Genomic DNA, 25,785 nt, shown 5'->3' with positions numbered 1-25,785 from the left:
GATGAGCCGCTCGGGTGACCGTCCGATCACTACAGTGCGTAATGAGTGACGAAAAGCGGTCAATGGAATTCAGCGGCCAAACACAAATGATCAAGATCGCATCCGGCGTGCCGAGAATCACCACGACGGCGGTGGCAGCGGCAATTCCGCAACGTCTATGATCGGCACATTTCCAGCATGAACGCCGCCTCTTGGCGGTCATTCGATTCCTCCACGACCACATGTGCGAGACGACAGCTATGCGGGAGCCAGCGGTGGGCGCACCCTCGGGAGGCCCGGACCTCGAACCCGAGGCGACGGCCACGACGGTCACTCAACGTCACGTCTCGGCCCCGGAACGGACAGCCTCGGAGGTACGCGACTACCGCGCCGCCTTCAACGTGGCCCGGCTGCCGATGGCACTGGTCGACTCCGACGGCCGGGTGCGCGAGGCCAATCCGGCACTCGGCGCGCTGCTCGGCGCGGACCCGTTGCTGCTCACCACCCGCCCCGCGGCGGAGCTGGTCGGCCTCGCCGGCGCCGGCGGCGAGGTGCCCCCGCTCGCGGAGAGCCCGGAGTACGCCGAGTACGAGGACGTGCTGACCGGAAGGCGCGGCGAGTTGCGCCGTACCAGAACCGTGCGCGGGCCGGACGGGCGCACGGTCTGGGCCGAGGTCGTCGTGGTGCCCGTCCCCGGCGGCGTCCTGATGTCGGTGGAGGACCTGGGCGAGACCCGCGAACTGCGCGAGCAGCTACGCCACTTGCGGATGCATGACCCGGTCACCCGGCTCCCCAACCGGCAGTTGTTCTTCGAGCGGCTCGCCACCGCGCTGGAGGGCGCCGACAGCCGCACCGGCCGGATCGGCCTGTGCTACCTCGACCTCGACGGCTTCAAGGCCATCAACGACACCCTCGGCCACCGGGTCGGCGACCGGCTGCTCAAGGCCGTAGCCGGCCGGCTGTCGGACTGCGCGGCCCGCCTCGGGCGGAGCGGGACGCTCGTCGCCCGGCTGGGCGGCGACGAGTTCGCCGTCCTCGTCGAGGACTCCACCGGCACCGGGCAGGCCACCGGGCTCGCCGAATCCGTACTCACCGCGCTGCAGCTGCCGTTCGACCTCGCCGGGCAGCGCCTGGCGGTCTCGGCCAGCATCGGTGTCGTCGAGCGGGAGGCCGCCGGGGCCACCGCCACGGGCATCATGCAGGCCGCCGACACCACGTTGTACTGGGCCAAGGCCGACGGCAAGGCCCGCTGGACGCTCTTCGACCCCGAGCGCAACGCCCACCGGATGACCAAGCAGGCGCTGTCCAGCACCCTGCGGCAGGCCGTGGAGCGCGGGGAGTTCGCGCTGGAGTACCAGCCCCTGGTGGAACTCGGCAGCGGCTGCCTGCGCGGGGTGGAGGCCCTGGTGCGCTGGCGGCACCCGCACTTCGGGCTGCTCGGGCCGAACCGGTTCATCCCGCTGGCGGAGGAGAACGGCTCCATCGTCCAGCTCGGCCGCTGGGTGCTCGCCGAGTCGTGCCGCCAGGCCCGGCAGTGGCAGAAGGACTGGCCCGACGACCCGATCTTCGTCAGCGTCAACGTCGCCGTGCGCCAGGTCTGGGACTCCGACCTGGTCGCCGACGTCGCGGAGATCCTCGACGACACCGGGCTGCCCGCCGGGCTGCTGCAGCTGGAGCTCACCGAGTCGGCGGTGATGGGCTCGGCAGGCCGGCCCCTGCAGGCACTGCACGCCCTGCAGGAGATGGGCGTGCGCATCGCCATCGACGACTTCGGCACCGGCTACTCCAACCTCGCCTACCTCAGCCGGCTGCCCGTCTCCGCGCTCAAGCTCGACGGCAGCTTCGTACGCGGCTTCCGCGACAGCCTGCACCCAAATCCGGCCGACGAGACGATCGTCGAGGCACTGGTGCAGCTCGCCCACCGGCTCGGGCTGACCGTCACCGCCGAGTGCGTGGAGAACGCCGAGCAGGCGGAGCGGCTGCGCCGGATCGGCTGCGACACCGGTCAGGGGTGGCTGTACTCGCGGCCCGTGCCGGCCGAGGGGATCGCGGCGCTGCGCGGCTACGGGCCGGCCGACGGGCCCGGCCTCGGCGCAGGCCCCGGCGCAGGACCCGGCACCGGACCCGGGGAATAGCCGGAGCCGCACGCCGGTTGCCCGTTGCCGTAGGCAAGGCACCGGCCGCAGGAGGCGACGCAGGCACGTGGACACGAACGACCCGGTACGAGGCACCGCCCTCGGCAGCGCACCCGTCCCGCTCTCCGTCCTCGACCTGGCGGGCGTCGGCAGCGGACTGACCGCGCGCGACGCCCTGGCCGCCGGTGTCGCGCTGGCCCGGCTCGCCGAGGCCCGCGGCTACCACCGCTACTGGGTCGCCGAGCACCACTCGATGCCCGGGGTCGCGTCCTCCTCGCCGGCCGTGATCCTCGCCCACCTCGCCGCCCACACCGAGCGCATACGCCTCGGCTCCGGCGGCGTCATGCTGCCCAACCACGCGCCGCTGGTCATCGCCGAGCAGTTCGGCACCCTGGAGGCCCTGGCACCGGGCCGGATCGACCTCGGACTCGGCCGCGCCCCGGGCACGGACGGCGCCACCGCCGCCGCGCTGCGCCGCACCGACCGGCTGAACGAGGGCACCGACGAGTTCCCGCAGGCGCTGACCGAGCTCATCCGCTTCCTGGACGACGACTTCCCCGACGGCCACCCCTACGCACGCATCCACGCCATCCCCGGTCCCGTGCAGGGCACCGTTCCGGGCGGCGTGCAGTCCCCCGCGCGGCCGCCGATCTGGCTGCTCGGCTCCAGCACCTTCAGCGCCCGGCTGGCCGCGGCCCTGGGGCTGCCCTTCGCCTTCGCGCACCACTTCTCCGCGGCGAACACCGAACCCGCGCTGGAGATGTACCGCAGGTCCTTCCGGCCCTCGGAGGTGCTGGACGAGCCCTACGCGCTGATCGGCGTGGCGGCACTGGCGGCGGAGGAGGAGAAGGACGCCCACCGGCAGGTGCTCAGCGGCGCCCTGGCCATGCTGCGCCTGCGCATGGGGCGCCCGGGCCTGGTCCCGTCCCCGGAGGAAGCGGAGGCGTACGACTTCAGCCCGGCCGAGCGGGACTTCGTCGGCGCCTGGCTCGGCAACGTGGTGTACGGCACACCGGACGCGGTCCGGGACGGCCTGGACGCGCTGGTGCGCCGCACGGGGGCGCAGGAGCTGATGCTCACGGCCAACGCCCACACCCCCTCCGCACGGCTGCGCTCCTACGAGCTGGTCGCCGACGCGTACGGCCTGCCGGGCGGCGCCTGACCGGTGGCGTGGGCCCCGCCCACGCCCCGCCCGGTCCGCTCGGGCCGGACCCTAGACGTCCACGGCCACGTACTTGATCTCCAGGTACTCGTCGATCCCCACGGCGCCGCCCTCGCGGCCGGTCCCGGACTGCTTGACCCCGCCGAAGGGCGCCGCGGGGGTGGAGACGACGCCCTTGTTCAGACCGAGCATGCCCGTCTCCAGCTCCTCGGCGTAGCGGATCCCGCGCCGCAGGCTCTCCGTGAAGACGTAGCCGACCAGTCCGAACACGGTGTCGTTGGCCAGCCGGATCGCCTCCTCGTCGTCCTCGAAGGTGACGACCGGCGCGACGGGGCCGAAGATCTCCTCCCGGAGCATCGCCGCATCCGGCGGCACGTCGGCCAGTACGGTCGGCGGGTAGAAGTACCCGGGGCGGTCGGCGAGCGGGGCACCGCCGGTGACCGCGCGGGCCCCGGCCGAGACGGCGTCCCGCACCAGGCCATCCACTTTGTCCAGGCCGGCGCCGTCGATGAGCGGCCCGACCTGGGTGCCGGGCTCGGTGCCGCGGCCGACCACCATCGAGCCCAGCTTCTCGGCGAGGCGCCCGGTGAAGGCCTCGGCCAGGTCGCGGTGGACGTAGATCCGGTTGGCCGCCGTGCAGGCCTCGCCGATGTTGCGCATCTTGGCGATGGCCGCGCCCTCCACGGCCTTCTCCAGGTCCGCGTCACGGCAGACGATGAGGGGGGCGTTGCCGCCCAGCTCCATGGAGGTCCGCAGCACCTGCCGCGCGCTGAGCTCGATGAGCTTCCGCCCGACGCCCGTGGAGCCGGTGAAGGAGAGCTTGCGCAGGCGCGGGTCCTCCGTCAGGGGGCCGCTGATCTCCGCGGGCCTTGAGCTGGTGAGGACGTTCAGCACGCCGTCCGGCAGCCCGGCCTGCCCGAGGATCTCGGCGAGGGCGAGCATGGACAGCGGCGTCTGGTGGGCCGGCTTGACGATCATGGTGCAGCCCGCGGCGACGGCGGGGCCGATCTTGCGGGTGCCCATCGCCATGGGGAAGTTCCACGGGGTGATCAGCAGCGCCGGGCCCACGGGCTGGCGCATCACCCAGATCCGGCCGTAGCCGTCGGGCGCGGTGCGCCAGCCGCCCTCGATCCGCACCGCCTCCTCGGAGAACCAGCGGAAGAACTCGGCGGCATAGAGGATCTCGCCGCGGGACTCGGCGACCGGCTTGCCCATCTCCAGGGTCATCAGCAGGGCGAGTTCCTCCTGCCGCTCCACGATGAGCTCGTAGGCCCGGCGCAGGATCTCCCCGCGGTCACGCGGCGGCGTGGCCGCCCATCCCTCCTGCGCGTCGGCCGCGGCGTCCATCGCCACCTTGGCGTCCTCGGCCCCGGCGTCCGGCACGGCGCACAGCGGTCGCGCGGTCGACGGGTCCTCCACCTCGTACTCGCGCCCGTCGCTCGCGGGCCGCCAGTGGCCGCCGACGAGCAGTGCCTTCGGCACCCGCTCCACGACCAGCTGCTCGCGCTTGCCGTTCCCTTCGGTGCTGTCGCTCATGGCAGCTCCCTGCCTCCCGCGGACGTTCCGGACATCGGGTACCCCACCAGATTCGCATGGATGCCCCCACTGCGCCGGGGAGGCGCGGCCCTGGCATGGTCACCGACTCGGCGTACCGGAACTGCGGCCCACGCTCACCGACTTCGGCGCGCTCATACCGGCCCTGACGGCCGTCGACGTGGTCGGCGCCGGGGGGCCGCTGACCTCGGTGAGGTCCCTGGCCGCAGTAGGACAGGGCGGACGCGCCGCTCGCCGGGCGGATCGACGCCCGCGCGCCGACCGGAACTCGCCGCGCCGGCCGGCCCGCACCGACGAGGGCGCCGCGACGGAGGTGCTGGTCCGCCGGAGCGGATCCTCGGTTCCCCGGAGCATGCCGGGACCCGGGAATTCCTCAATGCGTGCTCCGCGGAAAATTGGTCCGTGCCTTTGGCATATGCCAGAGTGGCCCGTTCCTGCGTATACGCCTGCCGCCCCCTACATAAAGCTCCAACGGGCTCTACGGGAAAGCACATTGAGGCTATCGTGGAATGCGGCCCAGCTGCCGGACACGCCTGCCGCGCCCGGCAGTCGTGACCAGCAGCTACAGCAAGGACGCAAACGGTCACACCTGTAGGGGGACACCGTGGCGCTTGAGCACCGACAGGTCGCGCCGGTCTACGCGGTCCAGCACGCGCTTCGCGTGCTCGAGACCGTGGACAAGCACAGGAACGGCGTCACCGCCGAGCAGCTCGCCCGCGAGATCGGGGTACCCATCGGTTACCTCGGTCAGCTCCTGGCCATGCTCAATCGCGAGCGCTATCTCAACGCCCTGCCCGGCGGCGGCTACGCGGTCGGTGAATCGCTGGTCCTGCTCGGCAGCGCCAGCCGCGACCTGGCGCTCGGCGAGAAGATCAAGAAGATCCTGGCGGCACTGCGCGACGAGGTCGGAGCAGCCGTCTACTTCAGCCGTTACGACGACGGAGAGGTCAAGATCATCGACTTCGCCGACGGCCCGGAAGCGCCCAAGGTCAACGAGTGGGTGGACTTCCGCTCCGCCGCCCACGCCAGCGCGGTCGGCAAGTGCCTGCTCACTCAGCTCGACCACAACGGGCGCCGCGACCACCTGTCCCGGCACAAGACGGTACGGCTCACCTCCAGGACCACGATCAGCGAGAAGGTGCTGCTGACCAAACTGGAGAGCCAGCCGGCCAGCGCCCCGACCCTGGACCTGCAGGAGTACGCGATCGGAACGGTCTGCGCCGCCATCCCGATCACCGTCGGGAAGACGGTCGGCTGTCTCGCCCTCTCCCTCCCCGTCACCCAGGCCCACCGCCTCAAGGGCGCGGCCGACACGCTCAACGAACGCGCGGCGCCGGTGCTGCTGTCGCTGGCCATCTGAGGCCGCCCGGCACGCGCCGTACACCGGAACACCACGAAGGGCGCCCCTCCCGGAGGAGGGGCGCCCTCATGCTGTGCGCCGCCAGGGACTCGAACCCCGAACCCGCTGATTAAGAGTCAGCTGCTCTGCCAGTTGAGCTAGCGGCGCGTTCAGGACAATCATACGGGGTCGGAGGGGGTGCTCGTGACCACCCCCTCCGACCGCGGAACCGGACCCGTCAGCCCAGGCCGAACGCCCGGACGATCTCCTGCCCGACCGTGCCGCCGCCGCTCTGCCGGATCTTCACGCCCCCGGTCGCGCCCTTCGGGCGGTCCACGGTGACGGCGTCCTGCGCGGTACCGGTGCGGTCGGTGAAGTGCACGACGTCACCGGCGACCAGGGTGATGTCGTGGTCGACGGCGCGCGGCACGGACGCCGCCCCGTCCTGGGCAGGGGCTGCCGCGGCGGTCGTGGCGGGCAGCAGAAGGGTGCCACCGACCAGCGCGCACGCGGTGGCGGTCGCGGTCAGCACGGCATGGCGGGCACCCCGAACAGGTCGTGCGCTCTGGGCACTTGGAGGGTGGGCGAATGCCATGCACAGGAGGTCCACCGGCGCGGAAACCGCTTGCGCACCGCTTCCGTGCGGCGTGAAACCGCCGTGGCGGATACCCGCCGCCCCCCGCGCGTGGGCATGCTGAGGGGCCCGGCAAGAGGGGGGAGGTATGCCGGGCCCATCAGCGTGGGGGGAGGGGGTGTGGCTATATGGGGGGTGTTGTTGTCTTCGGGGGTCTGCCCGCCGGATTTACCAGGTGAGGTCGTTGGCGACCGCCCAGGTGAGGTCACCGGGCATGGGCTGTGCGGAAGCTGTAGCCGCTCCGATCAGCCCCAAGGAGATGGCGGCGACGACACCCACTACGGCACGAATGACGTTGCGGCGAATCGATGACATGGCAGGCCTGTCCAGGAGGTGTGAGCTGGGGTTTTACGGGACCGAGGGCGCTACTCCGGTCTGGAGGAACCGTACGGCTGACTGAATTCTGTCGGATCACAAGCCGCTGGTCTGTAGTTTTCGCGTTCCGGATTCGGACATGGCCCTATGCGGACACATGGGACCGGATGGGCCCCGAAGGGTCCATACACGAGCCCCGCCCCTTAACCTGATCGAAGCCGGGGGTGACGTGAAGCATTGGGGGTGCGTGCAGTGACCGACGACGACCTTCTGCGCGCCCGGGCGCAGGAACTCTACGCCCTGGCGCTGGCCGACGCCGACTGGACACCGGAAAGCGTCTGTTCGCTCACCGGCTGGTCCCGCGCCGAACTCGACGACGCCCTGCACACGCTCGCGTCCTTCGGCCTCACGACCAGGTTCCCCTCCTCCCGCAGCGGCTGGTCGGTGCACTCCCCCGCGACGGCGATGGCGCAGCTGGTCGAGGGCAGCCGGCGCCGTACCGAGGAACTGGTCAGGACGATCACGGACGCGCACGCCGCGCTCAGCCAAGTGGCCGGTGAATTCCAGCCGGTGCACATGCGGCACCTGGCCGAGGCCCGGATCGAAGTCGCCGCCCAGCCCGCGCAGATCGCCGCGATCCTCGACGAGGGGGCCAGCACCGCCACGACCGAGATCCTCTCGATGCACCCCACCGTGCCGGGGGAGATTCCCCTGTTCAAAGCCGACGACCGCAATCGCGAACTGTTCAACCGCGGGGTCCGGCAGCGATCGATCTACCTCGCCACCGCGGCGGCCGTGCCGAACGTCCGCGCCCACCTGCGGACCTACGCCAACGACGGCGGCGAAGTGCGGACGGCGGCGACGCTGCCCATGAAGCTGATCATCGTGGACCACACGCTCGCCGTCGTGCCGGCCCTGGGCCTGGACGACCGGGCCGGCGAGGGGGCCGAGGGCTCCGCCATGGTCCTGCGCAGCCCCGCCATGGTGGCCGTGCTGCGGCAGATGTTCGAGCACTGCTGGGCCGCGGCCTCCGACCTGTTCACCGACGACGTCGGCGCCGCGCCCGCCGCGCGGCACCGGGAGGTCGTCCGGCTGCTCGCGTCGGGGCTGACGGACGAGGCCATCGGCCGCAAGCTGGGCCTGTCCGACCGGACGGTGCGGCGGATAGTGGCCGAGCTGATGCAGCAGATAGGGGCCGACAGCCGCTTCCAGGCCGGGGTGAGAATGGTCCGCCTCGGCTGGCTGGACGACGATCCGGCACTCCTGGAGGACGCGGTCGGAAGCACCCCCGCTGGTCAGGTAGGATCCTCTCTGTCGGTGAGCGCCGCTAGCTCAACTGGCAGAGCAGCTGACTCTTAATCAGCGGGTTCGGGGTTCGAGTCCCTGGCGGCGCACAGCGAGAGGGCGTCCTTCCTGCGGGAAGGGCGCCCTCGCTCATTTGTGTGGGAAGGGCGGCGCCCCCGGTGACTCGGTGCGAAAATATCCCCTAGCGATGATGTGAGAGCTCTGCGAGGGCTCACGAGGAGGCCATGCGCGCGCACGATCCGCCGCCGCCCGGCACGGGCAGGGAGGCCCGGCCGAGTCCAGGGGCCGCCCCGCCCGGGGGGCTGCTCGACCTCCTGCAGGTCGCGGCGATGGTGCTGGACCGCACCGGCCACATCGTGCTGTGGAGCCCGGAGGCCGAGCGTCTGTTCGGTTACTCGGCGGCCGAGGCCCTCGGCCAGAACGCCGGGCTGCTGCTGGTGGCGCCGGAGAAGCTGGAGCTGGTCACCGAGCTGTTCAAGCAGGTCATGGCGGGTGCGATCTGGCAGGGCGTGTTCCCGATCGTGCACGCCGACGGCACGACCCGGGACGTCGAGTTCCGCAACATGCGCATGCACGACGTGGACGGCGGCCTCTACGCGCTGGGCCTGGGCGCCGACCTGTCCACGGTGCGGCGCGTGGAGACGGACATGGCGCTGTCCAGCAGCCTCGTCGACCAGTCCCCCATCGGGCTGGCCGTCTTCGACACCGACCTGCGGATCGTGCGCGTCAACCGGGCCATGGAGGAGCTGCACGGCCTGCCCGCGGCCGCCATGATCGGGCGCCGGGTGCGCGAGATCTCGCGGGGCTCGGAGTTCCGGGCGATCGAGGCCCGGATGCGGCAGGTGCTGGAGACCGGGGAGCCGCTGCTGGACATGGAGACGGTGGTCAGTACCTACGCCGACCAGGAGCACGACCACACCTGGTCGATCTCGTACTACCGGATCCAGGACCCCACCGGGCGGGTGCTGGGCCTGGCCGCCTCGATCGCGGACTTCACCGAGCGCCACCAGGCCGCCGAGGAGATCGCCGAGGCCCGCGGCCGGCTCGCGGTGATCGCCGAGGCCGGCACCCGGATCGGCACCACGCTGGACCTGCAGCAGACCGCGCGGGAGCTGGCCTCGGTGGTGGTGCCGACGCTGGCCGACATCGCCACCGTCGACGTCCTGGACGAGGTGCTGCGCGGCGGCCCGGTGCCCAAGGTGCGCGCCCAGCAGTCGGCCGAGTTCCGGGCGCTGGCCGTCGCCGCCGCCGAGTCCGGCGAGGCGATCGGCGCCGTCTTCCCGGTCGGGGAGCTGGCCCGGTACGCCGGCGACCGGCTGATCACCAAGACCGTGCGGGAGGGCCAGCCGGTGGTCGTGCACCGGGTGAGCAGCCGCATGCTGCGCCGCATAGCCCGCGACGAACGAGCCGCCGCCCAGCTGAAACGGGCGGGGGCGCATTCCTACCTCGCCGCGCCGCTCATCGCCCGCGGCGAGGTGCTGGGGGCGGTCGGGATGTTCCGCACCCGCAACCAGAAGCCCTTCGACGACGAGGACCGGACCCTGGCGGTGGAGCTGGCCGCCCGGGCCGCCATCTCCATCGACAACGCGCGGCTGTACGCCGGCGAGCGCAACGCCGCGCTCACCCTCCAGCGCAGCCTGCTGCCGCACGAGCCGCCGCGTGTGGACGGGATGGAGATCTCCGCCCGCTACATCCCCGCCGTCCGGGAGGTCGGCGGGGACTGGTACGACGTCCTGCAGCTGCGGGACGGCAAGGTCGGGCTGATCGTCGGGGACGTGATGGGCAAGGGCCTGCACGCGGCCGCCATCATGGGCCAGCTGCGCACGGCGACCCGGGCCTTCGCCCGGCTCGACCTGCCGCCGCACGAGGTGCTGGCGCACCTGGACAGCATCACCGGCAGCGCAGAGGGCGACTTCATCGCCACCTGCGTCTACGCCGTCTGCGACCCCGCCACGGGCCGCTGCCAGTTCTCCACCGCCGGGCACCTGCCGCCGGTGCTGGTGCCGCCCGGCGGCCGCGCCGAGCTGATCGACCTGCCCAGCGCGGTACCGCTGGGCGTCGGCGGGATCCGCTTCCGCACGGTGGAGCGGAAGCTCGCCGAGGGCACCTTGCTGGCGCTGTTCACCGACGGGCTGGTCGAGGACCGCCGGCAGGCGATCGACGTGGGGCTGCGCACGCTGATGCGCGTCCTCAAGCTCAAGAGCCGCCACCGCACGCTGGAGGACACCTGCGACGTCGTCCTGAGCGCCGGGCTCCAGTCACCCGACGACGATGTCGCCTTGCTGCTCGCCCGGATGGGGGCGCCCGCGGCCGACGACGAGGTGGCGGGCGAACCCTGAGCCGTCGGCGACCGCGGGCGCAGCCGTGCACTCGGGGGCCGAGGCCGCCCAGCGGGCGCTGCTGCCCCACGGGGGCCCGGGGTCGGCGGGCTGCGGGTGGCCGTGCGCTGCATGTCGGCGGCCGACTCCGACGCGGTCCTGCTGCTGATGGCCCGTCCACCATCGGACCAAATCGCTCACATGGCCGGTTAACAACTCGTTTCACGCCTTGCGATCAAGACGGGCATCCGGGGAACGGACCCATGCGCCCTTACCGGTGAGCCAACGGGTCCGGTTTCGGCGGCTCTTTCGTACCCAGGGGACGGCCCCCAGGGGCGAGGGGGTGGATCCAGGCGTTACCTCACGGTGGTCCGGTCGTTGACGAGTCGTAGCCGGCCTCACGCGAGCTGGAGGCCACAGAACGCCCACGCATGCCTCGGGGCAGGGGGCCGCAGCGCCCGGGGCACCGATATCGCCGCGAGAGCGGCGCGACATGCTTCGGGGGGAGCATCCACATGCCGCCGACACCGGGCGCCCCGCAGTACAGGACCGACCCACAGGCCGGAAGGACGCACAGTGCGCGGGAGCTGCGGCTCGCCGAGGTCTTCGTGGAACTTGCCGACACCCTGGACGGCGACTTCGACCTGGTTGTCTTCCTGGAGCGGGTGGCCGACCGCTGCGTGGAACTGCTGGACGTGACGGCGGCCGGGCTGCTGCTGGACGACGGGCGCGGCCGGCTGAGGACCGCGGCCGGCCGCGGGGGCGCGGGCGAGCTCCTCGGGCGGCAGCCGGAGGAGGGGCCATGCCTGGACTGCTACCGGGGTTCGGACGTGGTCACCGCCCCGGACCTGGCACGCTGCGACGACCGCTGGCCGAGTTTCGCCCCGCTCGCCCTCGAACGGGGCTTCCGCGCGACGTACGCCGTGCCGCTGCGGCGCCGGGCGGAGGTGATCGGCGCGTTGAACCTGTTCCGCGGGGTGCCCGGGGATCCCCCGGGCGGGGACGTGGCGCTGGCGCGGGCGTTCGCGGACGCCGCCGCCGTCGGGATACTCCAGGAACGGGCCCGGCAGCGACGGGAGGTGCTGGCCGCCCAGTTGCAGGCGGCGCTGGACAGCCGGGTCGTCCTGGAGCAGGCAAAGGGCGTGCTGGCGGAGCGCTGGGGTGTCGGTGTCGACGAGGCGTTCACGGCGCTGCGTCGGTACGCGCGCACCCACCGGGTGCGGCTGGCGGAACTGGCGCAAGGCGTCGTGACGGGCACGGTGGACTCCGGCGCGCTGCGGGAGGCCGGCGGCTGACAGAGCGGCGGGGACGTCACCTCGTCCTCCTCGGCTTCCTCCTCGGCCGGGCGGGTGACGGCGCGTCGGGCATAGGCTGGGCCCCACCACCCCGGACCCCGGTGGCGTCCCGTCCTGTTCCCCGTCCGCGTGCCGCACTCGCCAGGTTCCCGTTCCCGGAGACGTCCCATGTCCGACGACGCCACAGACGCCATGCCCCGGATCCACCGGCGCACCAACGGGTCCAGCACCCTGGTGACGCTCGGCGGCGCGGTGGACGCGCTCACCGCTCCGGGGGTGTCCGCCGCGCTCGACGCGCTGACCGGGGCCGACCGCCCGGACATCGTGGTGGACCTGCGACCGGTGGAGTTCATCGACTGCAGTGGCCTGTCGGCGCTGGTGCGCGCCCGGCGCCGCGCCGAGGAGCACGCGGGGCGGGTACGGCTGGTGTGCCGGGACGAGTTCACGCTGCGCACGCTGCGGGCGACCCGGCTGACCCGGTGCTTCACCATCCTGCCGGACTGGCCGGAGCAGGCGGACTGACGCGCGCCGACGCGCGCGCCCCGACACGCCCTGGCCTGGCCGCGTTCGGGTGTTCCAGCCTGGCAGGGCGGCCCAGGACCCCGGTCGCCGGAAGGACTTCCTCCATCTCCAGGACCTGGTCCGGCCATGGCCGAGCTCGCGACCTCGCCACGCTGTCCCTGTCCGCTCCGGGCGTTGACGGACCCCGGCCGCGGCCGGCAGCCCACCGCGGACGGCACGGCGCCGGTGCGCTTCCGTGCCCGGCCGCCCGGGCCGGGCGGCCGGGCCGGCCCACCGTCTCCCCCCTGACGCGCCGGACCACTCCCGCGGTCCCGGCGCCCGAGGGTGAGGAGCGCCCGGCCGGCGGCTCCGAGGAGGAGCGGACCGCGGGCCGGGCGCTGTACGCCTCGGCAGGCCCGGGGTGCGGTCAGGCCGTCGGCGTGAGCCGCACCGTCCGGCCCTCGCGGGCCGAGACGGCGGCCGCCTCCAGGACGGCGAGCGCGTCTGCGGCCTCGCGCGCGGTGACCGGCGGCGCGGTGCCGTCGCGCAGGGCGGCGGCGACGGCGGCGTAGTACGCGGGGTAGTCGCCCGGGAGGGTCGGCACGGGGCGTACGTCGTCGCCGGCGCCCAGGACGCCCCACCCGGTCTCCGGCTCGGTGCCCCACGCGGTGCCGGGCGCGGGGCGGGCGCCGTCGCGCAGCGCGGCCTCCTGCGGGTCCAGGCCGTGCTTGACGTATCCGGCGGCGCTGCCGAGCACCCGGAAACGGGGGCCGAGCTGCCCGGTGGTGGCACTCATCCACAGGTGGGAGCGGACACCCCCGGCGTGGGTGACGGCCACGAAGGCGTCGTCGTCCACCTGGGCACCGGGCCGGCGCGCGTCCAGCTCGCCGTACACGGAGACGGCGGGCCCGAAGAGGGTGAGGGCCTGGTCGACGAGGTGGCTGCCGAGGTCGTAGAGCAGGCCGCCGATCTCGGCGGGGTCTCCGGACTCGCGCCAGCCGCCCTTCAGGCTCGGCCGCCACCGCTCGAAGCGGGACTCGAAGCGCCCCACCTCGCCCAGTTCGCCGCGCTCCAGCAGCCCGCGCAGGGTGAGGAAGTCGTTGTCCCAGCGGCGGTTCTGGAAGACCGAGAGCAGCAGGCCGCGTTCGTCGGCGAGGTCCGCGAGGGCGTGCGCCCCGGCCGCGGTGCCGGCCACCGGCTTGTCGACGACGACCGCGAGCCCGGCCTCCAGGGCGGCGGTCGCGAACGGGACGTGGGTCTTGTTCGGCGAGGCCACGACGATCAGGTCGAGCTCGCCGGCGCGCTTCCACAGCTCGTCCGCGTGGTCGGCCAGGCGGACGTCCGGGTGCTCGGCGCGGGCCTGCGCCTGGCGCTCCGGGTTGCTGGTGACGACGGTGTCCAGGACGAGGCCGTCGGTGGTGGCGATCAGCGGGGCGTGGAAGACCGAGCCGGCCAGACCGTAGCCGACCAGTCCGACGCGAAGGGGTGCGGGAGCCATGGGACACACTTAAGCAACGCTGTTGCCAAAGCGCAAGCGAGCCTGACAATGGGAGATGTGAACAGGGGAATCTCCGGGGCCAACCTGCCCGCGCTGCGCAGCCACAACGCCGCCCTCGTCCTGGGTCTGCTGCGGACGGCGACGGTGGGCGGGGGCGCGGGCATCAGCCGTCTCGAACTGGCCGAGCGCACCGGGCTCACCCCTCAGGCCGTCAGCAAGATCACCGCGCGGCTGCGGGCCGACGGCCTGGTCGACGAGGCCGGCCGCGGCGCCCCCACCGGCGGCAAGCCCCGCACCCTGCTGCGGCTGGCGCGCCGCGCCCGGTACGCCGCCGGGGTGCACCTGGACCGCGACGAGCTGACCGTGGTGCTCGCCGACCTGGCGGGCGGCGTGGTGGACGCCAGGACGGTTCCCCTGGACCTGCGCCGCCCGGCCGGGGAGGTGCTGGAGGCCGTGGCGGGACTGGTCCGGGAGACCGTCGGCGCGACCCCCGGCGCGGACGGGGCGGTGCTCGGCGCAGGGCTCGCCTGCCCGGGCCCGCTCGACCACACCGCGGGGGTGCTGCACCGCGTAACGGGCCTGCCGGGATGGGACGGCTACCCGTTGCGCGAGGCGCTGGCCGGGCGCCTCGGGCTGCCGGTCGTGCTGGACAAGGACACCAACGCGGCGGCGCTCGCCGTGCTCCGGCCCGGCGGGGACGGCGACGGGGGCGCGGCCGCCGGCGCCGGACCGGCCGCGGACGCCGGGGACTCGTTCGGCTATCTGCACCTGGGGACCGGGCTCGGCGCGGGCCTCGTGCTCGGCGGCGCGCTGCACCGCGGCGCCCGTACCGGCGCCGGGGAGTTCGGCCACCAGGCGGTCGCCCTGGACGGCCCGGTGTGCGCCTGCGGCAACCGGGGCTGCCTGGAGGCGCTGTGCCTGGCCGCCGTCGGCCGCGGCGACACGGTGGGGGCCGCGCGGCTGCTCGGGGTCGGCGCCGCCAACCTGGTCTCCCTGCTGGACATCGACCGGGTCGTGCTCGGTGGCCGTACGGTGCTGGCGGAGCCCGCGCTGTTCGCGCGCGAGGTGGCCGCCGCCATGGACCCGCGCACCCTGCGCGCGGCCGGCCGCACGGTGCCCGTCACCGTCGCCCCTGCCGGGCGGCGCGTGGTCGCCGAGGGGGCCGCGCTGCTGGCGCTGGCGCCGCTCTTCGGCCAGACGGCGGTGCGCTAGCCGCCCGTACGGGTACGGGGACCGGCCGCCGCCGCGTCGCGCGGTGATATCAGCGGATGACCGTGAGAGCTTCGCTGTCCATGAGGTGGTGCAGCGCTCTGGCCGTCGCGGCCGCCGCGGTCGTGGCGGCGGCCCCCCAGGCGGCCGCGGAACCCTTCCCGGTCACCGCCCTGCTGCTGGGCGGCCCCCACACCTACGCGGCCGGGGCCGGCCCCCGGGAGTTCCGGGTGGAACTGGAGAACACCGCGCGCGCGCCGCTGCGTGACGTGCACCCGGTCCTCGTCTTCGTCGACCGGGCACGGAAGCTGGCGCCCGATCAGATCCGCCTGGAGTACCGGACCACGGCCCCGATCGCGGGAGCCGCGGGCACCCGGGACCGCTCGTGGCGGCCGGTGGCCGTCGAGCGCACGGACAACGACGAGAACATCGCCGTGGTGGGCGGCAAGAACGGGCCCGGAACCACGCTGCCCGCGCACCGCAAGGTGACGATCGCGCTGCGGCTGCGCTTCACCGCGCCCACGCCCGCCGGGCCGGTCACGGCGTCGGCCACGATCATGGAGCGCCGCGGCACGGACGGCGACTGGGTCGGGGAGTCCGTCGGCTACGACTTCGACATCGTCCCGCCCCGGAACGCCACGCCCCGGCCGCAGTCCCCGCGCCCCGGCCGGACCGGTGAGCACGGACGGCAGGAAGGCGGCGAGGGCGGGGACGGCGACGGCACCGGACCGGGGGCACGACCGGGCGGGTCCCCGGCACCGGACTCCTCCGCGGATGTTGGACCGGGCACAGACCCGGGCACGGTACCGGGCAAGGGCGACGAGGCCGCCCCGGGCACCGCACCCCGACTGGCCGCCACGGGCGACCGGCACCGGGCGCCCGCGCTGATGCTCACGGGCGCCGGGGTGCTGCTGGTCATGGGCGGTGCGGCCCTGCGGTTCAGCCGCCGAGGGTGAACCGGTGCGGGACCGCCGCCCCTGGGGATGCCTGAGGTCGCCGCGGTCACCGGCTCCCGCGGCCCGCGAGACGGGCGTCCGGTGAACGTCTCACGGCGCGGCGCCGCCGCACCGCCCGGGACCGTGAAAGGCCCCCGGCGTGTGGCGGCCGGGGGCGCACCGTCGTCAGACCAGGTCGACGAGGTCCGCGATGGAGTCCACGACGGTGGTCGGCCGGTACGGGAAGCGGTCGATGTCGCCCTTCTCGGTCAGGCCGGTCAGCACCAGGAAGGTCTGCATCCCGGCCTCCAGGCCCGCCAGCACGTCGGTGTCCATGCGGTCGCCGATCATGGCGGAGGTCTCCGAGTGCGCGCCGATGGTGTTGAGGCCGGTGCGCATCATCAGCGGGTTGGGCTTGCCGACGAAGTACGGGTCCTTCCCCGTCGCCTTCGTGATCAGGGCGGCCACCGAGCCGGTGGCCGGCAGCGCGCCCTCGGGCGAGGGCCCGGTGTTGTCGGGGTTGGTGGCGATGAACCGGGACCCCGCGTTGATCAGGCGTATGGCCTTTGTGAGGGCCTCGAAGGAGTAGGTCCGGGTCTCGCCCAGGATCACGAAATCGGGCTCGTGGTCGGTCAGCACGTAGCCCGCGTCGTGCAGGGCCGTGGTGAGGCCGGCCTCGCCGATGACGTACGCCGTCCCGCCCGGGTGCTGGTCGTCCAGGAAGCGGGCCGTGGCCAGCGCCGAGGTCCAGATGTTCTCCGCCGGCACGTCCAGGCCGATACGGCTGAGCCGCGCCGCCAGGTCGCGGGGGGTGTAGATCGAGTTGTTCGTCAGGACGAGGAACGGGCGGCCCGAGTCCCGCAGCCGCTTGATAAAGGCGTCCGCGCCGGGCACCGGGATGCCCTCGTGCATGAGGACGCCGTCCATGTCGGTGAGCCAGGATTCGATGGGCTTGCGCGCTGTCATGGCTGCGGACTCTAGTCCGGGCGGGTGAGCTGTGCACACGCGGGCGGGGTCCGCCCCTGGTTCCCCGGTCCGGGCGACCTCCCGACCCGTCCGGAGCACCACCGCATGCGAGGGCCCGCGAGGGAAGGGACCTTCGAAACACCGGGGCCGACCAATCCGATGACCTGAGCCCGGTTGAGTGGAGGTTGTGATCATGGGCTCTGTCATGGGAGCCGCCCGCGTTCCCCTGTGCGCCGCCGCCGCGGCCACGCTGATCGTGTTCTGCGGTCCCGCCGCCCTGGCCGACGACGGGTCGGACGAATCCAGCGGGACCACGTTCCATTTCGGCGGAGGCGGCGGAGGGGGTGACGGGGACGAGGACGGCGGTGGCAACAACCCCCTCCTGCAGTTCGGCTCGAAGGGCGACGACGACCGCCAGGACAACGGCCGGCAGAACGTCGACAGCGACGATGACGGCGAGGATGACAACGGGCGCGACAACGGCCGGCAGAACAACAACGACGACGACCACGAGGACTCCGGCCGTGACAACAGCGGCCGCGACAACTCCGGGCAGGACGACGACAACCGCCAGGACAGCGGCCCCGGCGACGGCCCTGACAACAGTCCGGACGACAACGGCGGCGGCGTCGGTGGCGTCGGCGGGGTCGGCGGCACCGGGGGCGTGGGTGGCGTGGGCAGCGGCCCGGTGAAGATCACCCCGGGCACGGCCGGCCCCGGCGGCGACGTGGACGTCCGCACCGACCAGTGCGACCGCGCCAAGACCGGCACCGTCAGCTCCTCGGCGTTCGTCACTCCGGTCACGCTCGCCCCGGCGAGCGACGGCGGGATGTACGCCTCCGCGGTGGTCCGCTCCGGGCTGACCCCGGGCTCCTACCGGGTCGCCGTCACCTGCGACGGCAAGTCCCAGGAGGGCACGCTGGAGGTCACCGAGGCCGTCCCCGGCTTCCCGTCCGCGCCGGTCCCCGCGGGCGGCGGCGCCATGGCGGCCCACCAGGCCGCCGCGGAGCAGCGGCCGGCGGGTGTGCCGGGCGTCGTGGCGGCCGGGGTGCTGGCCGTGGCAGGGGCGGCGGGGCTGGTCGTGCACCGCCGCCGCACCAGGGACTGACCCGGTGCAGGGACGTACCGTCGCGGCCCTCGCGGCCGCCGTGGTGCTCTGCGCGGCGTGGCTGAAGGGGTACATCCACCCGGGCCAGCCGGGCTCCGGACTGGGCGCCCCCGCGCCCGCCGCGACCGCGGGGGCCGCCGGGCGGCCCGCCCAGGTGTACGCGGCGCACACGCCGCTGCCCCCGGCGCGCCCGCTGCGGATCGACATCCCCTCGGCCGGCATCCACGCCAAGCTGGTGGAGCGCGGGCTCACCGCCGACGGCGCGGTGGACCCGCCGCCGTTCAGCACCCCGGACGTGGCGGGCTGGTACGGGCGCGGTCCCGCCCCCGGCGACGCGGGGGCGGCGCTGATCGTCGGGCACGTCGACACCCGCACCAAGGCGGCGGTGTTCTACGCCCTGAGCACGGTCGGGCAGGGCGACCTGGTGGAGGTCACCCGCTCCGACGGCTCGATCGCCGAGTTCGCCGTCGAGGGCGTGGAGATCGTCGACAAGACGGGCTTCCGCCCGGACCGGGTGTACGGCTCGGGGGTCCGCCCCGAGCTACGGCTGATCACCTGCGGCGGCACCTTCGACCACGCCACCCAGTCCTACTCGGCTAACGTCGTGGTGTACGCGGCGCTGACCGGCTCGCACACCCGGGCATGACCGGCACAGGCCCGACGGGGTGTCAGATTCCGAGGTCGCGGATGAGCTTGGCCACGTGGCCGGTGGCCTTGACGTTGTACCAGGCGTGCTCGACGTTGCCCTGCTCGTCGACGACGACGGTGGAGCGGATCACCCCCGTCACCACCTTGCCGTACAGCTTCTTCTCGCCGAAGGCGCCGTACGCGCTCAGCACCGACTTGTCGGGGTCGGCGAGCAGGGCGACCTTCAGGGACTCCTTCTCGCGGAACTTGGCCAGTTTCTCCGGCTTGTCGGGCGAGATCCCGATGACGTCGTAGCCGGCGCCCGCGAGCAGGTCGAGGTTGTCGGTGAAGTCGCAGGCCTGCTTGGTGCACCCGGGCGTGAGGGCGGCCGGGTAGAAGTACACGACGACCTTGCGGCCCGCGTGGCCGGCGAGGGAGACCTCGTTGCCGTCGGCGTCGGGAAGGGTGAAGGCGGGGGCGGTGTCGCCGGGCTGGAGGCGCTCGCTCATGGTGCAGTTCTCCGATTCGGGGTGCCGACGGGCATCGGCACGGACGGGCTGACAGACTGTCTGCACGGTACCGGTCGACTAGGACGATGGAGGCGGAGCAGTGTCGGATGGCAGGAGCCCTGCTCAGATCGAGGCGGACATCGCCCTCAAGCGGCAGGCGCTGGCCGCGACGCTGGACGAGATCGCGGTGCGGGTGCACCCCAGCACGATCGCGGCCGACGCCAAGGCGAAGGTCGCCTCGGCGGTGGACCGCACCGCGGGCCGTGCCTACGTCGCGGTGAACCGCGGTGTGACCGAGCTGCGGGGCCACTTCGTGTCGGAGGACGGCGCGCCGCGCGTGGAGCGCATCGTGCCGGTCGCGGTGGCGGCGGTGGCGCTGGTCGCCGTGGTGGCCGGGCTCTCACTGCGCCGGCGTCGCCGGTAACGTCGTACCTGTGAGTTCGAATACGCATGACAAGCTTCCCATCCGCATGCTGCACGACCGCGTGCTGGTGCGCTCCGACGTCCCCGAGGGCGAGCGGCGCTCCGGCGGCGGCATCCTGATCCCCGCCACGGCCGCCGTCGGCAAGCGGCTCGCCTGGGCCGAGGTGGTCGCGGTGGGACAGAACGTACGGACCGTGGAGGTCGGCGACCGGGTGCTCTTCGACCCGGAGGAGCGGGCCGAGGTCGAGGTGCGCGGCACGGCGTACGTGCTGATGCGGGAGCGGGACCTGCACGCGGTGGCCGCGGAGCGGCTGCAGGGCTCGGAGGACTCCACCGGCCTCTACCTCTGATTTGTTATCGTCGGCTTCGTCCCCCTGACGAGACGCGCCGTACCAGGGCCCATGCAAAGACGACGCACCCCCTGAACCCCTCGAGGATCGTGGAGGTGCCCGTCATGGCATGGGTCCTGTTGTGTGCCGCCGGCCTGCTCGAGGTCGGCTGGTCGGTCGGCATGAAGTACACCGACGGCTTCACCCGGCTGTGGCCCAGCGTCGGCACGGGGCTCGGCATCGTGGCGAGCATGCTGCTGCTGTCGTACGCGGCCAGGACGCTGCCGATCGGCACCGCCTACGGGGTGTGGGTGGGTATCGGCGCGGCCGGCGCGGCGGTGCTCGGCATCGTCGTGCTGGGTGAGCCGGCGACCGCCGCCCGGATCTTCTTCATCTGCCTGCTGCTGGTGTCCGTGGTCGGCCTGAAGGCGACCTCGGGGCACTGAGGCACCGGGCCCGCTCCGGGCGCCGCCGGAGACCCCCGGCGGCGCCCGGTCCGGCCTACGGGAAGTCGTCCCCGCCACCGGGGTCGCCGTCCAGGCCGCCGATGGGCAGTCCGCCGCCCTCGGGGCCGCCGTCCGTGCCGGGGCTGGACGGGCCGCCGGGTTCGGTCGGCTCCTCGCTGACCGGCGGTTCCTCCGTGCCGGGCGGCTCGGACGTCTGCGGCGGGGCCGGGGCGGTCGGCGGGGCCGTGGTGGGCGGCGCGGAGCTGGCCGGCGGGGCGGTGGTCGGCGGGGCCTGGGCGCCGGGCGCCAGCCGCAGCTTGAAGTTCTTCACCGGCTTCCCCTCCAGCGCGTCGGCCGTGTACTGGGCCCAGATCTGCGTGGGGTAGCCGCCGCCGTTGACCCGGGGCAGTCCCGTGACGTTGTACAGCTTCTTCTGGCCGTACGGCGGCTCGGGGTCCTGGCCCATGACGGCGACGACGGTGGCCAGGTCCGGGGTGTAGCCGGCGAACCAGGCGGCCCGGTCCTCCTCCGCCGTGCCGGTCTTGCCCGCGGCGGGCCGGCCGGAGGCCTGCGCGGCGGTCGCGGTACCGCCGCGAACCACCGAGCGCAGGATGGACGTCGTGGTGTCGGCGGCCTCCCGGTGCACGGCCTGCGTGGGCCGGCGCACGGGCAGCTGCACCTCCTGCCCGTTCTTGGTGATCTTCACCACCATGGTGTACGGGACGTACCGGCCGTGGTTGGCGAGCGTCGCGTAGGCCTGCGCCATGTCCAGCGGGCTCGCCGTCATCGTGCCGAGCGCCATCGCCGGGGTGGTCACCAGCTTCACCTTCTCCGGCATGCCCAGGGCCCGCACCGTGTCGTTGACCTCGCCCGCCCCGACGTCCTGCGCCATCTGGGCGTAGACCGAGTTCACGGACTTGTCCATGGCCTTGGTGACCGTGATCGGACCGTAGGAGACGCCGTCCTCGTTCTCCGGGGCGTAGCCGGTGGGGCCGTCCGGACCGATGACCTCGCGCTTGTTCCGGCCGTCGTAGACGGTGTACGGGGTGATGCGCCGGTCGTTCTGGGTGGTGGCGTCGTTCTGCACGGCGGAGGCGAAGATGAACGGCTTGAAGGTGGAACCCACCTGGTAGTCGGAGCGGGTCGCGTTGTTGACGTACTGCTTGGTGAAGTCGACGCCGCCGTACATCGCGACGACCTTGCCGCTGGCCGGGTCGATGGACGCCCCGCCGACCCGCACGAACCTGTCGGCCGGGTGCGCCTTGGGGTCGAGCTTGTCCAGCAGCCGCTTCTCGGCCGCCTTGACGAAGGCCTTCTCCTTCTTGCGGTCGATGGTGGTGGTGATGCGGTAACCGCCGGAGCGCAGGGTCTCCTCGTCCAGGATCTTCGCCCCGTACAGGTAGTCCTTGACGGCCTCGACCAGGTAGCCGCGCTGGCCGGACATCCCGGTGGCGGCCTTGGCCTTGTGCGGCTCCGGGAACTTCAGCCCGGCGCGCTCGCCCGCGCTCAGCCAGCCCTCCTTGACCATGCCGTCCAGCACGTAGTCCCAGCGGGCCCGCGCCTTGGCCTTGTTCTCCGGATGGGCCACGATGTCGTACTCGCTGGGCGCGTTGAGCAGGGTCGCCAGGTACGCGCCCTCGGCGGCGTCGAGCTCGTCGGCGTCCTTGCCGAAGTAGGCCTGGGCGGCGGCCTGGATGCCGTAGGCGTTGCGGCCGTAGTAGCTGGTGTTGAGATACCCCTCGAGGATCTCCTCCTTGGTCTTCTCGCGGTCCAGCTTGATCGCGATGAAGAACTCCTTGGCCTTGCGGACCGCCGTCTGCTCCTGGTTGAGGTAGTAGTTCTTGACGTACTGCTGGGTGATGGTCGAACCGGACTGCTTGCCCTTGCCGGTGACCGTGTTCCACGCCGCGCGCAGCATCGCCTTCGGGCTGACCGCGGACTCGTGGTAGAAGTTCCGGTCCTCGGCGGCCAGGGTGGCGTGCTGGGCGACCTCGGACACCTGGTCCAGGCCCACGTTCTCGCGGTTGACCGCGCCGTCGCGGGCGAGCTGGGTGCCGTCGGAGTACAGGTAGACGTTGCTCTGCGCGACCGCGCCCGCGTTCGCCTTGGGGATGTCGACCAGTTGGTAACCGATGATGAACGCCCCCGCGCACGCCAGCACGACCAACAGGAACGCGCCGAGCACCCCGCGCCAGCTCGGGATGAGTCTGCGGGCACCGGTGCGCTTCGGCTTCTTGCCGGAGGGCCGGTTCTCCCAGCCGCCGGGGGAAGCGTTGCTGCTGCTCATGTCTGTACTGACTCCTCCGCGGCCGCCGAGGGTTGTGCCGCGGCGGAACATCTTGGGTCAATCGTGCCGTACGACCCGCCGGACACCCTCCCACCATCAGGACAAAACGGGTCATCGCTGCGCATCCGTGACAAGCCTGTGACAGGCCGAAAGCGTGACACCCACCACCCCGCCGGGTGAAAACTCCATGGCATCGGGAGGTCACCACGAGTAAGGTCGGGCGCTTGCGCGCGAACGGGCGGACCCGTTCCCCATCACCGGGAGGAGGGACCATGCACCTGTACGCGACCGTGGCGGCGAGCGGCTTCCGGCGCCACGCCACGTACCGGGTGGCCACCGCGGCCGGCGTATTCACCAACACGGTCTTCGGCTTCATCACCGCATACACCTACATCGCCCTCTGGCACGAACGGCCCCACCTGGGGGGCTACGACCAGTCCATGGCGTTGACGTACGTCTGGATCGGGCAGGCACTGTTCGCGACCTCCTCCCTCATGGGCGGCGGGTTCCAGGACGAGCTGATCGAGCGCGTCCGCAGCGGCGACATCGCCGTCGACCTCCACCGCCCCGCCGACCTGCAGGCCTGGTGGCTCGCCGCCGACCTCGGACGGGCCGGCTACCAGCTGATCGCCCGCGGCGTGGTGCCCATGGCCTGCGGCGCCCTCGCCTTCGACCTCGCCCTCCCGGCCTCCCCCGCCACCTGGGCCTGCTTCCTGCTGTCGGTCGCCCTCGGGGTCGTCGTCAGCTTCGCCCTGCGCTATCTCGTCGTCCTCAGCGTCTTCTGGCTCATGGACGGCACCGGGATCGTGGCTGTCTCCGGCCTGTCCACGCTCTTCTTCTCCGGCATGCTGCTGCCCCTCAACGCCTTCCCCGGCGAGCTGGCCGCGATCACCCTGCTGCTGCCCTGGTCAGCACTGCTCCAGGTCCCCGCCGACATCCTGCTCGGCCGGCACACCGGCGCCGCCCTCGCCGCCGCCCTGGGCTTCCAGGCCGTCTGGGCGGTGCTCCTGCTCGGCGCGGGGCGGCTGCTGCAGTCCGCGGCCACCCGCAAGGTGGTGGTCCAGGGTGGCTGAGGCACTGCGCGCCTACGGGCTGATCGTGTGGATGTGGACCCGCTCGACCATGGCGTACCGGGCGTCGTTCGCGATGACCGCGGCCGTCAACTTCGCCGCCACCGGGCTGGACTTCCTCACGATCCTGCTGATGTTCTCCCAGATCGACCGGCTCGGCGGCTTCTCCCTGCCCGAGGTCGCCTTCCTCTACGGCACCGCCGGCATCGCCTTCGGCATGGCCGACCTCGCCCTGGGCAGCATGGAGCGGCTCGGCGACCGGGTCCGCGACGGCACGCTCGACACCCTCCTGGTGCGGCCCGTGCCCGTGCTCGCCCAGGTCGCCGCCGACCGCTTCGCCCTGCGCCGGATCGGCCGTATCGTCCAGGGACTGCTCGTCCTGGGCTGGTCGGTGACCCGCCTGGAACTGCACTGGACCGCCCTGGACCTGGTGCTGCTGCCGGTGATGCTGCTCAGCGGCGCCGGGATCTTCGGCGCGGTCTTCGTCGCCGGCGCGGCCTTCCAGTTCTGGGCCGGCGACGCCTCGGAGGTGCAGAACTCCTTCACCTACGGCGGCGCCACCCTGCTGCAGTTCCCGCCGTCGGTCTTCGCCAAGGACCTCGTACGCGGCGTCACCTTCGTGGTGCCGCTCGCCTTCGTCAACTGGCTGCCCGCGCTGCGCATCCTCGGCCGCCAGGACCCCCTCGGCCTGCCCGGCTGGGTGGACTTCGCCCCACCGCTGGTCGCCGTCGCCTGCTGCGCCCTGGCCGGCGCCGCCTGGCGGGCGGGCCTGCGTTCGTACCGGAGCACCGGGAGCTGATGCCCGACATGACCTCCCTCATCGAACTCGACGGCGTCGAGAAGGTCTTCGACGTACGCCGCCGCGCCGGCCTGCTGCGCCGCGAACGCCGCCGGGTACGCGCCGTGGACGGCCTCTCCTTCACCGTCCCCGCCGGCCAGGTGGTCGGGTACATCGGGCCCAACGGCGCCGGCAAGTCCACCACCGTCAAGATGCTCACCGGCATCCTCACCCCCAGCGGCGGCCGGCTGCGCGTCGCCGGCATCGACCCCTCCCGCGAGCGCACCCGGCTCGCCCGCCGCGTCGGCGTCGTCTTCGGGCAGCGCACCACCTTGTGGTGGGACCTGCCGCTGCGGGACTCCTACGAACTCGTGCGCCGCATGTACCGCGTCGACGCCGCCCGCTACCGCCGCAACCTCGACCGCTGCGTCGGCCTGCTCGACCTCGCACCGCTCCTGGACGTCCCCGTACGGCAGCTCTCGCTCGGCCAGCGCATGCGCGGCGACATCGCCGCGGCGCTCCTCCACGACCCCGAGGTGCTCTACCTCGACGAGCCCACCATCGGGCTGGACGTCGTCAGCAAGGCGAAGGTGCGCTCGTTCCTGCGGGCCGTCAACACCGAGCAGGGCACCACCGTCCTGCTCACCACCCACGACCTCACCGACATCGAGCAGCTGTGCGGCCGCGTCATGGTGATCGACCACGGCCGCCTGGTGTACGACGGGGGGCTCGACGGGCTGCACGCCGCGGGCGAGAGCGAACGCACCCTCGTCGTCGACTTCGAACGGGAACTGCCGCCCGTGGAACTCCCGGGCGCCCGCTGCGAGCGCGTCGAAGGACCCCGGCAGTGGATCGCCTTCCCCGCGGCCGCCAGCGCGGCGCCCCTGGTCGCCGAACTCACCGCGCGGCACGGCGTCGTCGACCTGTCGGTGCGCGAACCGACCATCGAGGACGTCATCGCCCGCATGTACACCGCGAGCAGCACCGCCCCGGCCTGACGGACCGCAGCCGCCCCGACGGTGCCACGGGGGCGGGGGCCGGTGTGCGTGCCGAGCCGGCCGGC

26 protein-coding genes, 2 tRNA genes and 1 riboswitch are annotated in these 25,785 nt (G+C 73.0%); of the genes, 18 read left to right on the top strand and 10 right to left on the bottom strand.

Translation table 11 applies throughout. The features are described from left to right. Positions 1–221 precede the first annotated feature (221 nt). Both ACRWNP_RS05030 and ACRWNP_RS05025 read left to right on the top strand, forming a co-directional pair. Positions 222–2,114 carry a putative bifunctional diguanylate cyclase/phosphodiesterase gene (locus ACRWNP_RS05030; RefSeq protein WP_431959830.1) on the top strand — a complete coding sequence of 631 codons (1,893 nt, stop codon included), beginning with the start codon at positions 222–224 and terminating at the stop codon, positions 2,112–2,114. A gap of 67 nt (positions 2,115–2,181) precedes the next feature. Further along, a complete protein-coding gene (locus ACRWNP_RS05025; protein ID WP_431959708.1) occupies positions 2,182–3,276 on the top strand; it encodes an LLM class flavin-dependent oxidoreductase in 1,095 nt (364 codons plus the stop codon). Between the two features lie 51 nt (positions 3,277–3,327). On the opposite strand, the gene ACRWNP_RS05020 is transcribed toward ACRWNP_RS05025, so the two are convergent. Next, positions 3,328–4,812 (bottom strand): NAD-dependent succinate-semialdehyde dehydrogenase, encoded by a 1,485-nt coding sequence (locus ACRWNP_RS05020; protein ID WP_431959707.1) that lies wholly within the window; start codon positions 4,810–4,812, stop codon positions 3,328–3,330. 622 nt (positions 4,813–5,434) lie between these two features. Here ACRWNP_RS05020 and ACRWNP_RS05015 point away from each other — a divergent pair. Continuing rightward, the gene (locus ACRWNP_RS05015; protein ID WP_431959705.1) at positions 5,435–6,190 is read left to right on the top strand and encodes an IclR family transcriptional regulator; all 756 of its coding nucleotides are present in this window, start codon (positions 5,435–5,437) and stop codon (positions 6,188–6,190) included. A gap of 74 nt (positions 6,191–6,264) precedes the next feature. Here ACRWNP_RS05015 and ACRWNP_RS05010 read toward each other — a convergent pair. The 5 genes from ACRWNP_RS05010 to ACRWNP_RS04990 form a co-directional block, all read right to left on the bottom strand. Beyond that, positions 6,265–6,337: transfer RNA gene (locus ACRWNP_RS05010), tRNA-Lys, on the bottom strand. Between the two features lie 70 nt (positions 6,338–6,407). Next, on the bottom strand, positions 6,408–6,701 hold the full coding sequence (locus ACRWNP_RS05005; protein ID WP_431959704.1) for a hypothetical protein: 294 nt from the start codon (positions 6,699–6,701) through the stop codon (positions 6,408–6,410). Between the two features lie 270 nt (positions 6,702–6,971). Continuing rightward, the gene (locus tag ACRWNP_RS05000) at positions 6,972–7,118 is read right to left on the bottom strand and encodes a hypothetical protein (RefSeq protein ID WP_431959703.1); all 147 of its coding nucleotides are present in this window, start codon (positions 7,116–7,118) and stop codon (positions 6,972–6,974) included. 293 nt (positions 7,119–7,411) lie between these two features. Beyond that, complete coding sequence (locus ACRWNP_RS04995; RefSeq protein WP_431959702.1) at positions 7,412–7,783, bottom strand: hypothetical protein; 372 nt, start codon at positions 7,781–7,783, stop codon at positions 7,412–7,414. 159 nt (positions 7,784–7,942) lie between these two features. After that, positions 7,943–8,242: a hypothetical protein gene (locus tag ACRWNP_RS04990; protein ID WP_431959701.1), complete on the bottom strand. Its 300-nt coding sequence runs from the start codon at positions 8,240–8,242 to the stop codon at positions 7,943–7,945. Between ACRWNP_RS04990 and ACRWNP_RS04985 the strand changes: the two genes are divergently transcribed. The 5 genes from ACRWNP_RS04985 to ACRWNP_RS04965 all read left to right on the top strand — a co-directional run bounded on the left by ACRWNP_RS04985 (position 8,154) and on the right by ACRWNP_RS04965 (position 12,558). Further along, positions 8,154–8,477 (top strand): LuxR C-terminal-related transcriptional regulator, encoded by a 324-nt coding sequence (locus ACRWNP_RS04985; protein ID WP_431959829.1) that lies wholly within the window; start codon positions 8,154–8,156, stop codon positions 8,475–8,477. The two genes, ACRWNP_RS04990 and ACRWNP_RS04985, sit on opposite strands and share 89 nt — an antisense overlap. Continuing rightward, a tRNA-Lys gene (locus ACRWNP_RS04980) sits at positions 8,440–8,512 on the top strand. The genes ACRWNP_RS04985 and ACRWNP_RS04980 overlap by 38 nt, the downstream gene beginning before the upstream one ends. Positions 8,513–8,647: 135 nt before the next feature. Further along, the gene (locus ACRWNP_RS04975) at positions 8,648–10,762 is read left to right on the top strand and encodes a SpoIIE family protein phosphatase (protein WP_431959700.1); all 2,115 of its coding nucleotides are present in this window, start codon (positions 8,648–8,650) and stop codon (positions 10,760–10,762) included. 494 nt (positions 10,763–11,256) lie between these two features. Beyond that, positions 11,257–12,036 (top strand): GAF and ANTAR domain-containing protein, encoded by a 780-nt coding sequence (locus ACRWNP_RS04970; protein ID WP_431959699.1) that lies wholly within the window; start codon positions 11,257–11,259, stop codon positions 12,034–12,036. 168 nt (positions 12,037–12,204) lie between these two features. Further along, on the top strand, positions 12,205–12,558 hold the full coding sequence (locus ACRWNP_RS04965) for an STAS domain-containing protein (RefSeq protein WP_431959697.1): 354 nt from the start codon (positions 12,205–12,207) through the stop codon (positions 12,556–12,558). A 406-nt stretch (positions 12,559–12,964) separates the two neighbouring features. Here ACRWNP_RS04965 and ACRWNP_RS04960 read toward each other — a convergent pair whose 3' ends face one another. Further along, positions 12,965–14,035: a Gfo/Idh/MocA family oxidoreductase gene (locus ACRWNP_RS04960; protein WP_431959696.1), complete on the bottom strand. Its 1,071-nt coding sequence runs from the start codon at positions 14,033–14,035 to the stop codon at positions 12,965–12,967. Between the two features lie 48 nt (positions 14,036–14,083). Here ACRWNP_RS04960 and ACRWNP_RS04955 point away from each other — a divergent pair, with 48 nt between their 5' ends. Further along, positions 14,084–15,247, top strand: a complete 1,164-nt coding sequence (locus ACRWNP_RS04955) for an ROK family transcriptional regulator (protein ID WP_431959695.1) — start codon at positions 14,084–14,086, stop codon at positions 15,245–15,247. A 56-nt stretch (positions 15,248–15,303) separates the two neighbouring features. Further along, positions 15,304–16,200, top strand: a complete 897-nt coding sequence (locus ACRWNP_RS04950; protein WP_431959693.1) for a hypothetical protein — start codon at positions 15,304–15,306, stop codon at positions 16,198–16,200. A gap of 165 nt (positions 16,201–16,365) precedes the next feature. On the opposite strand, the gene ACRWNP_RS04945 is transcribed toward ACRWNP_RS04950, so the two are convergent. Continuing rightward, a complete protein-coding gene (locus ACRWNP_RS04945; protein ID WP_431959692.1) occupies positions 16,366–17,145 on the bottom strand; it encodes an HAD-IIA family hydrolase in 780 nt (259 codons plus the stop codon). Between the two features lie 193 nt (positions 17,146–17,338). Here ACRWNP_RS04945 and ACRWNP_RS04940 point away from each other — a divergent pair, with 193 nt between their 5' ends. Further along, positions 17,339–18,253, top strand: coding sequence for a hypothetical protein (locus ACRWNP_RS04940; RefSeq protein WP_431959691.1), 915 nt, complete (start codon positions 17,339–17,341; stop codon positions 18,251–18,253). Positions 18,254–18,257: 4 nt separating this feature from the next. Continuing rightward, positions 18,258–18,899 (top strand): class F sortase, encoded by a 642-nt coding sequence (locus ACRWNP_RS04935; RefSeq protein ID WP_431959690.1) that lies wholly within the window; start codon positions 18,258–18,260, stop codon positions 18,897–18,899. A 22-nt stretch (positions 18,900–18,921) separates the two neighbouring features. Here the strand turns inward: ACRWNP_RS04935 and bcp are convergent, their stop codons facing one another. Continuing rightward, on the bottom strand, positions 18,922–19,389 hold the full coding sequence (gene bcp, locus ACRWNP_RS04930) for a thioredoxin-dependent thiol peroxidase (protein ID WP_431959689.1): 468 nt from the start codon (positions 19,387–19,389) through the stop codon (positions 18,922–18,924). 100 nt (positions 19,390–19,489) lie between these two features. On the opposite strand from bcp, the gene ACRWNP_RS04925 reads away from it, so the two are divergent. The 3 genes from ACRWNP_RS04925 to ACRWNP_RS04915 all read left to right on the top strand — a co-directional run bounded on the left by ACRWNP_RS04925 (position 19,490) and on the right by ACRWNP_RS04915 (position 20,587). After that, positions 19,490–19,813: a DUF3618 domain-containing protein gene (locus ACRWNP_RS04925; protein WP_431959688.1), complete on the top strand. Its 324-nt coding sequence runs from the start codon at positions 19,490–19,492 to the stop codon at positions 19,811–19,813. 10 nt (positions 19,814–19,823) lie between these two features. After that, positions 19,824–20,162 carry a GroES family chaperonin gene (locus ACRWNP_RS04920; protein ID WP_431959687.1) on the top strand — a complete coding sequence of 113 codons (339 nt, stop codon included), beginning with the start codon at positions 19,824–19,826 and terminating at the stop codon, positions 20,160–20,162. A gap of 4 nt (positions 20,163–20,166) precedes the next feature. Further along, positions 20,167–20,231, top strand: a riboswitch (guanidine-III (ykkC-III) riboswitch). A gap of 35 nt (positions 20,232–20,266) precedes the next feature. After that, positions 20,267–20,587, top strand: coding sequence for a DMT family transporter (locus tag ACRWNP_RS04915; RefSeq protein WP_361002094.1), 321 nt, complete (start codon positions 20,267–20,269; stop codon positions 20,585–20,587). 55 nt (positions 20,588–20,642) lie between these two features. On the opposite strand, the gene ACRWNP_RS04910 is transcribed toward ACRWNP_RS04915, so the two are convergent. Further along, complete coding sequence (locus ACRWNP_RS04910; RefSeq protein ID WP_431959686.1) at positions 20,643–22,874, bottom strand: transglycosylase domain-containing protein; 2,232 nt, start codon at positions 22,872–22,874, stop codon at positions 20,643–20,645. Positions 22,875–23,146: 272 nt separating this feature from the next. On the opposite strand from ACRWNP_RS04910, the gene ACRWNP_RS04905 reads away from it, so the two are divergent. The 3 genes from ACRWNP_RS04905 to ACRWNP_RS04895 are packed head-to-tail and all read left to right on the top strand — an operon-like array spanning position 23,147 to position 25,720. Then, a complete protein-coding gene (locus tag ACRWNP_RS04905; RefSeq protein WP_431959685.1) occupies positions 23,147–23,947 on the top strand; it encodes an ABC transporter permease in 801 nt (266 codons plus the stop codon). After that, the gene (locus ACRWNP_RS04900; protein ID WP_431959684.1) at positions 23,940–24,743 is read left to right on the top strand and encodes an ABC transporter permease; all 804 of its coding nucleotides are present in this window, start codon (positions 23,940–23,942) and stop codon (positions 24,741–24,743) included. Before ACRWNP_RS04905 ends, ACRWNP_RS04900 begins: the two co-directional genes overlap by 8 nt. After that, positions 24,743–25,720 carry an ABC transporter ATP-binding protein gene (locus ACRWNP_RS04895; protein ID WP_431959682.1) on the top strand — a complete coding sequence of 326 codons (978 nt, stop codon included), beginning with the start codon at positions 24,743–24,745 and terminating at the stop codon, positions 25,718–25,720. The genes ACRWNP_RS04900 and ACRWNP_RS04895 overlap by 1 nt, the downstream gene beginning before the upstream one ends. The last annotated feature ends 65 nt before the right edge of the window (positions 25,721–25,785 follow it).

The organism is Actinacidiphila sp. bgisy160 (assembly GCF_965342435.1).
GTDB lineage: Bacteria > Actinomycetota > Actinomycetes > Streptomycetales > Streptomycetaceae > Actinacidiphila.
This window is presented reverse-complemented; position numbering and strand designations above follow the sequence as displayed.

Excerpts from the sequence above, each read along its gene's own strand:
- ACRWNP_RS05030 (WP_431959830.1), top strand. The coding sequence starts at position 222 with ATGTGCGAGACGACAGCTATGCGGGAGCCAGCGGTGGGCGCACCCTCG.
- ACRWNP_RS05020 (WP_431959707.1), bottom strand. The coding sequence starts at position 4,812 with ATGAGCGACAGCACCGAAGGGAACGGCAAGCGCGAGCAGCTGGTCGTG.
- ACRWNP_RS05000 (WP_431959703.1), bottom strand. The coding sequence starts at position 7,118 with ATGTCATCGATTCGCCGCAACGTCATTCGTGCCGTAGTGGGTGTCGTC.
- ACRWNP_RS04990 (WP_431959701.1), bottom strand. The coding sequence starts at position 8,242 with ATGGCCTCGTCCGTCAGCCCCGACGCGAGCAGCCGGACGACCTCCCGG.
- ACRWNP_RS04975 (WP_431959700.1), top strand. The coding sequence starts at position 8,648 with ATGCGCGCGCACGATCCGCCGCCGCCCGGCACGGGCAGGGAGGCCCGG.
- ACRWNP_RS04970 (WP_431959699.1), top strand. The coding sequence starts at position 11,257 with ATGCCGCCGACACCGGGCGCCCCGCAGTACAGGACCGACCCACAGGCC.
- ACRWNP_RS04965 (WP_431959697.1), top strand. The coding sequence starts at position 12,205 with ATGTCCGACGACGCCACAGACGCCATGCCCCGGATCCACCGGCGCACC.
- ACRWNP_RS04960 (WP_431959696.1), bottom strand. The coding sequence starts at position 14,035 with ATGGCTCCCGCACCCCTTCGCGTCGGACTGGTCGGCTACGGTCTGGCC.
- ACRWNP_RS04955 (WP_431959695.1), top strand. The coding sequence starts at position 14,084 with ATGGGAGATGTGAACAGGGGAATCTCCGGGGCCAACCTGCCCGCGCTG.
- ACRWNP_RS04950 (WP_431959693.1), top strand. The coding sequence starts at position 15,304 with ATGACCGTGAGAGCTTCGCTGTCCATGAGGTGGTGCAGCGCTCTGGCC.
- ACRWNP_RS04945 (WP_431959692.1), bottom strand. The coding sequence starts at position 17,145 with ATGACAGCGCGCAAGCCCATCGAATCCTGGCTCACCGACATGGACGGC.
- ACRWNP_RS04940 (WP_431959691.1), top strand. The coding sequence starts at position 17,339 with ATGGGCTCTGTCATGGGAGCCGCCCGCGTTCCCCTGTGCGCCGCCGCC.
- bcp (WP_431959689.1), bottom strand. The coding sequence starts at position 19,389 with ATGAGCGAGCGCCTCCAGCCCGGCGACACCGCCCCCGCCTTCACCCTT.
- ACRWNP_RS04915 (WP_361002094.1), top strand. The coding sequence starts at position 20,267 with ATGGCATGGGTCCTGTTGTGTGCCGCCGGCCTGCTCGAGGTCGGCTGG.
- ACRWNP_RS04910 (WP_431959686.1), bottom strand. The coding sequence starts at position 22,874 with ATGAGCAGCAGCAACGCTTCCCCCGGCGGCTGGGAGAACCGGCCCTCC.
- ACRWNP_RS04905 (WP_431959685.1), top strand. The coding sequence starts at position 23,147 with ATGCACCTGTACGCGACCGTGGCGGCGAGCGGCTTCCGGCGCCACGCC.
- ACRWNP_RS04895 (WP_431959682.1), top strand. The coding sequence starts at position 24,743 with ATGCCCGACATGACCTCCCTCATCGAACTCGACGGCGTCGAGAAGGTC.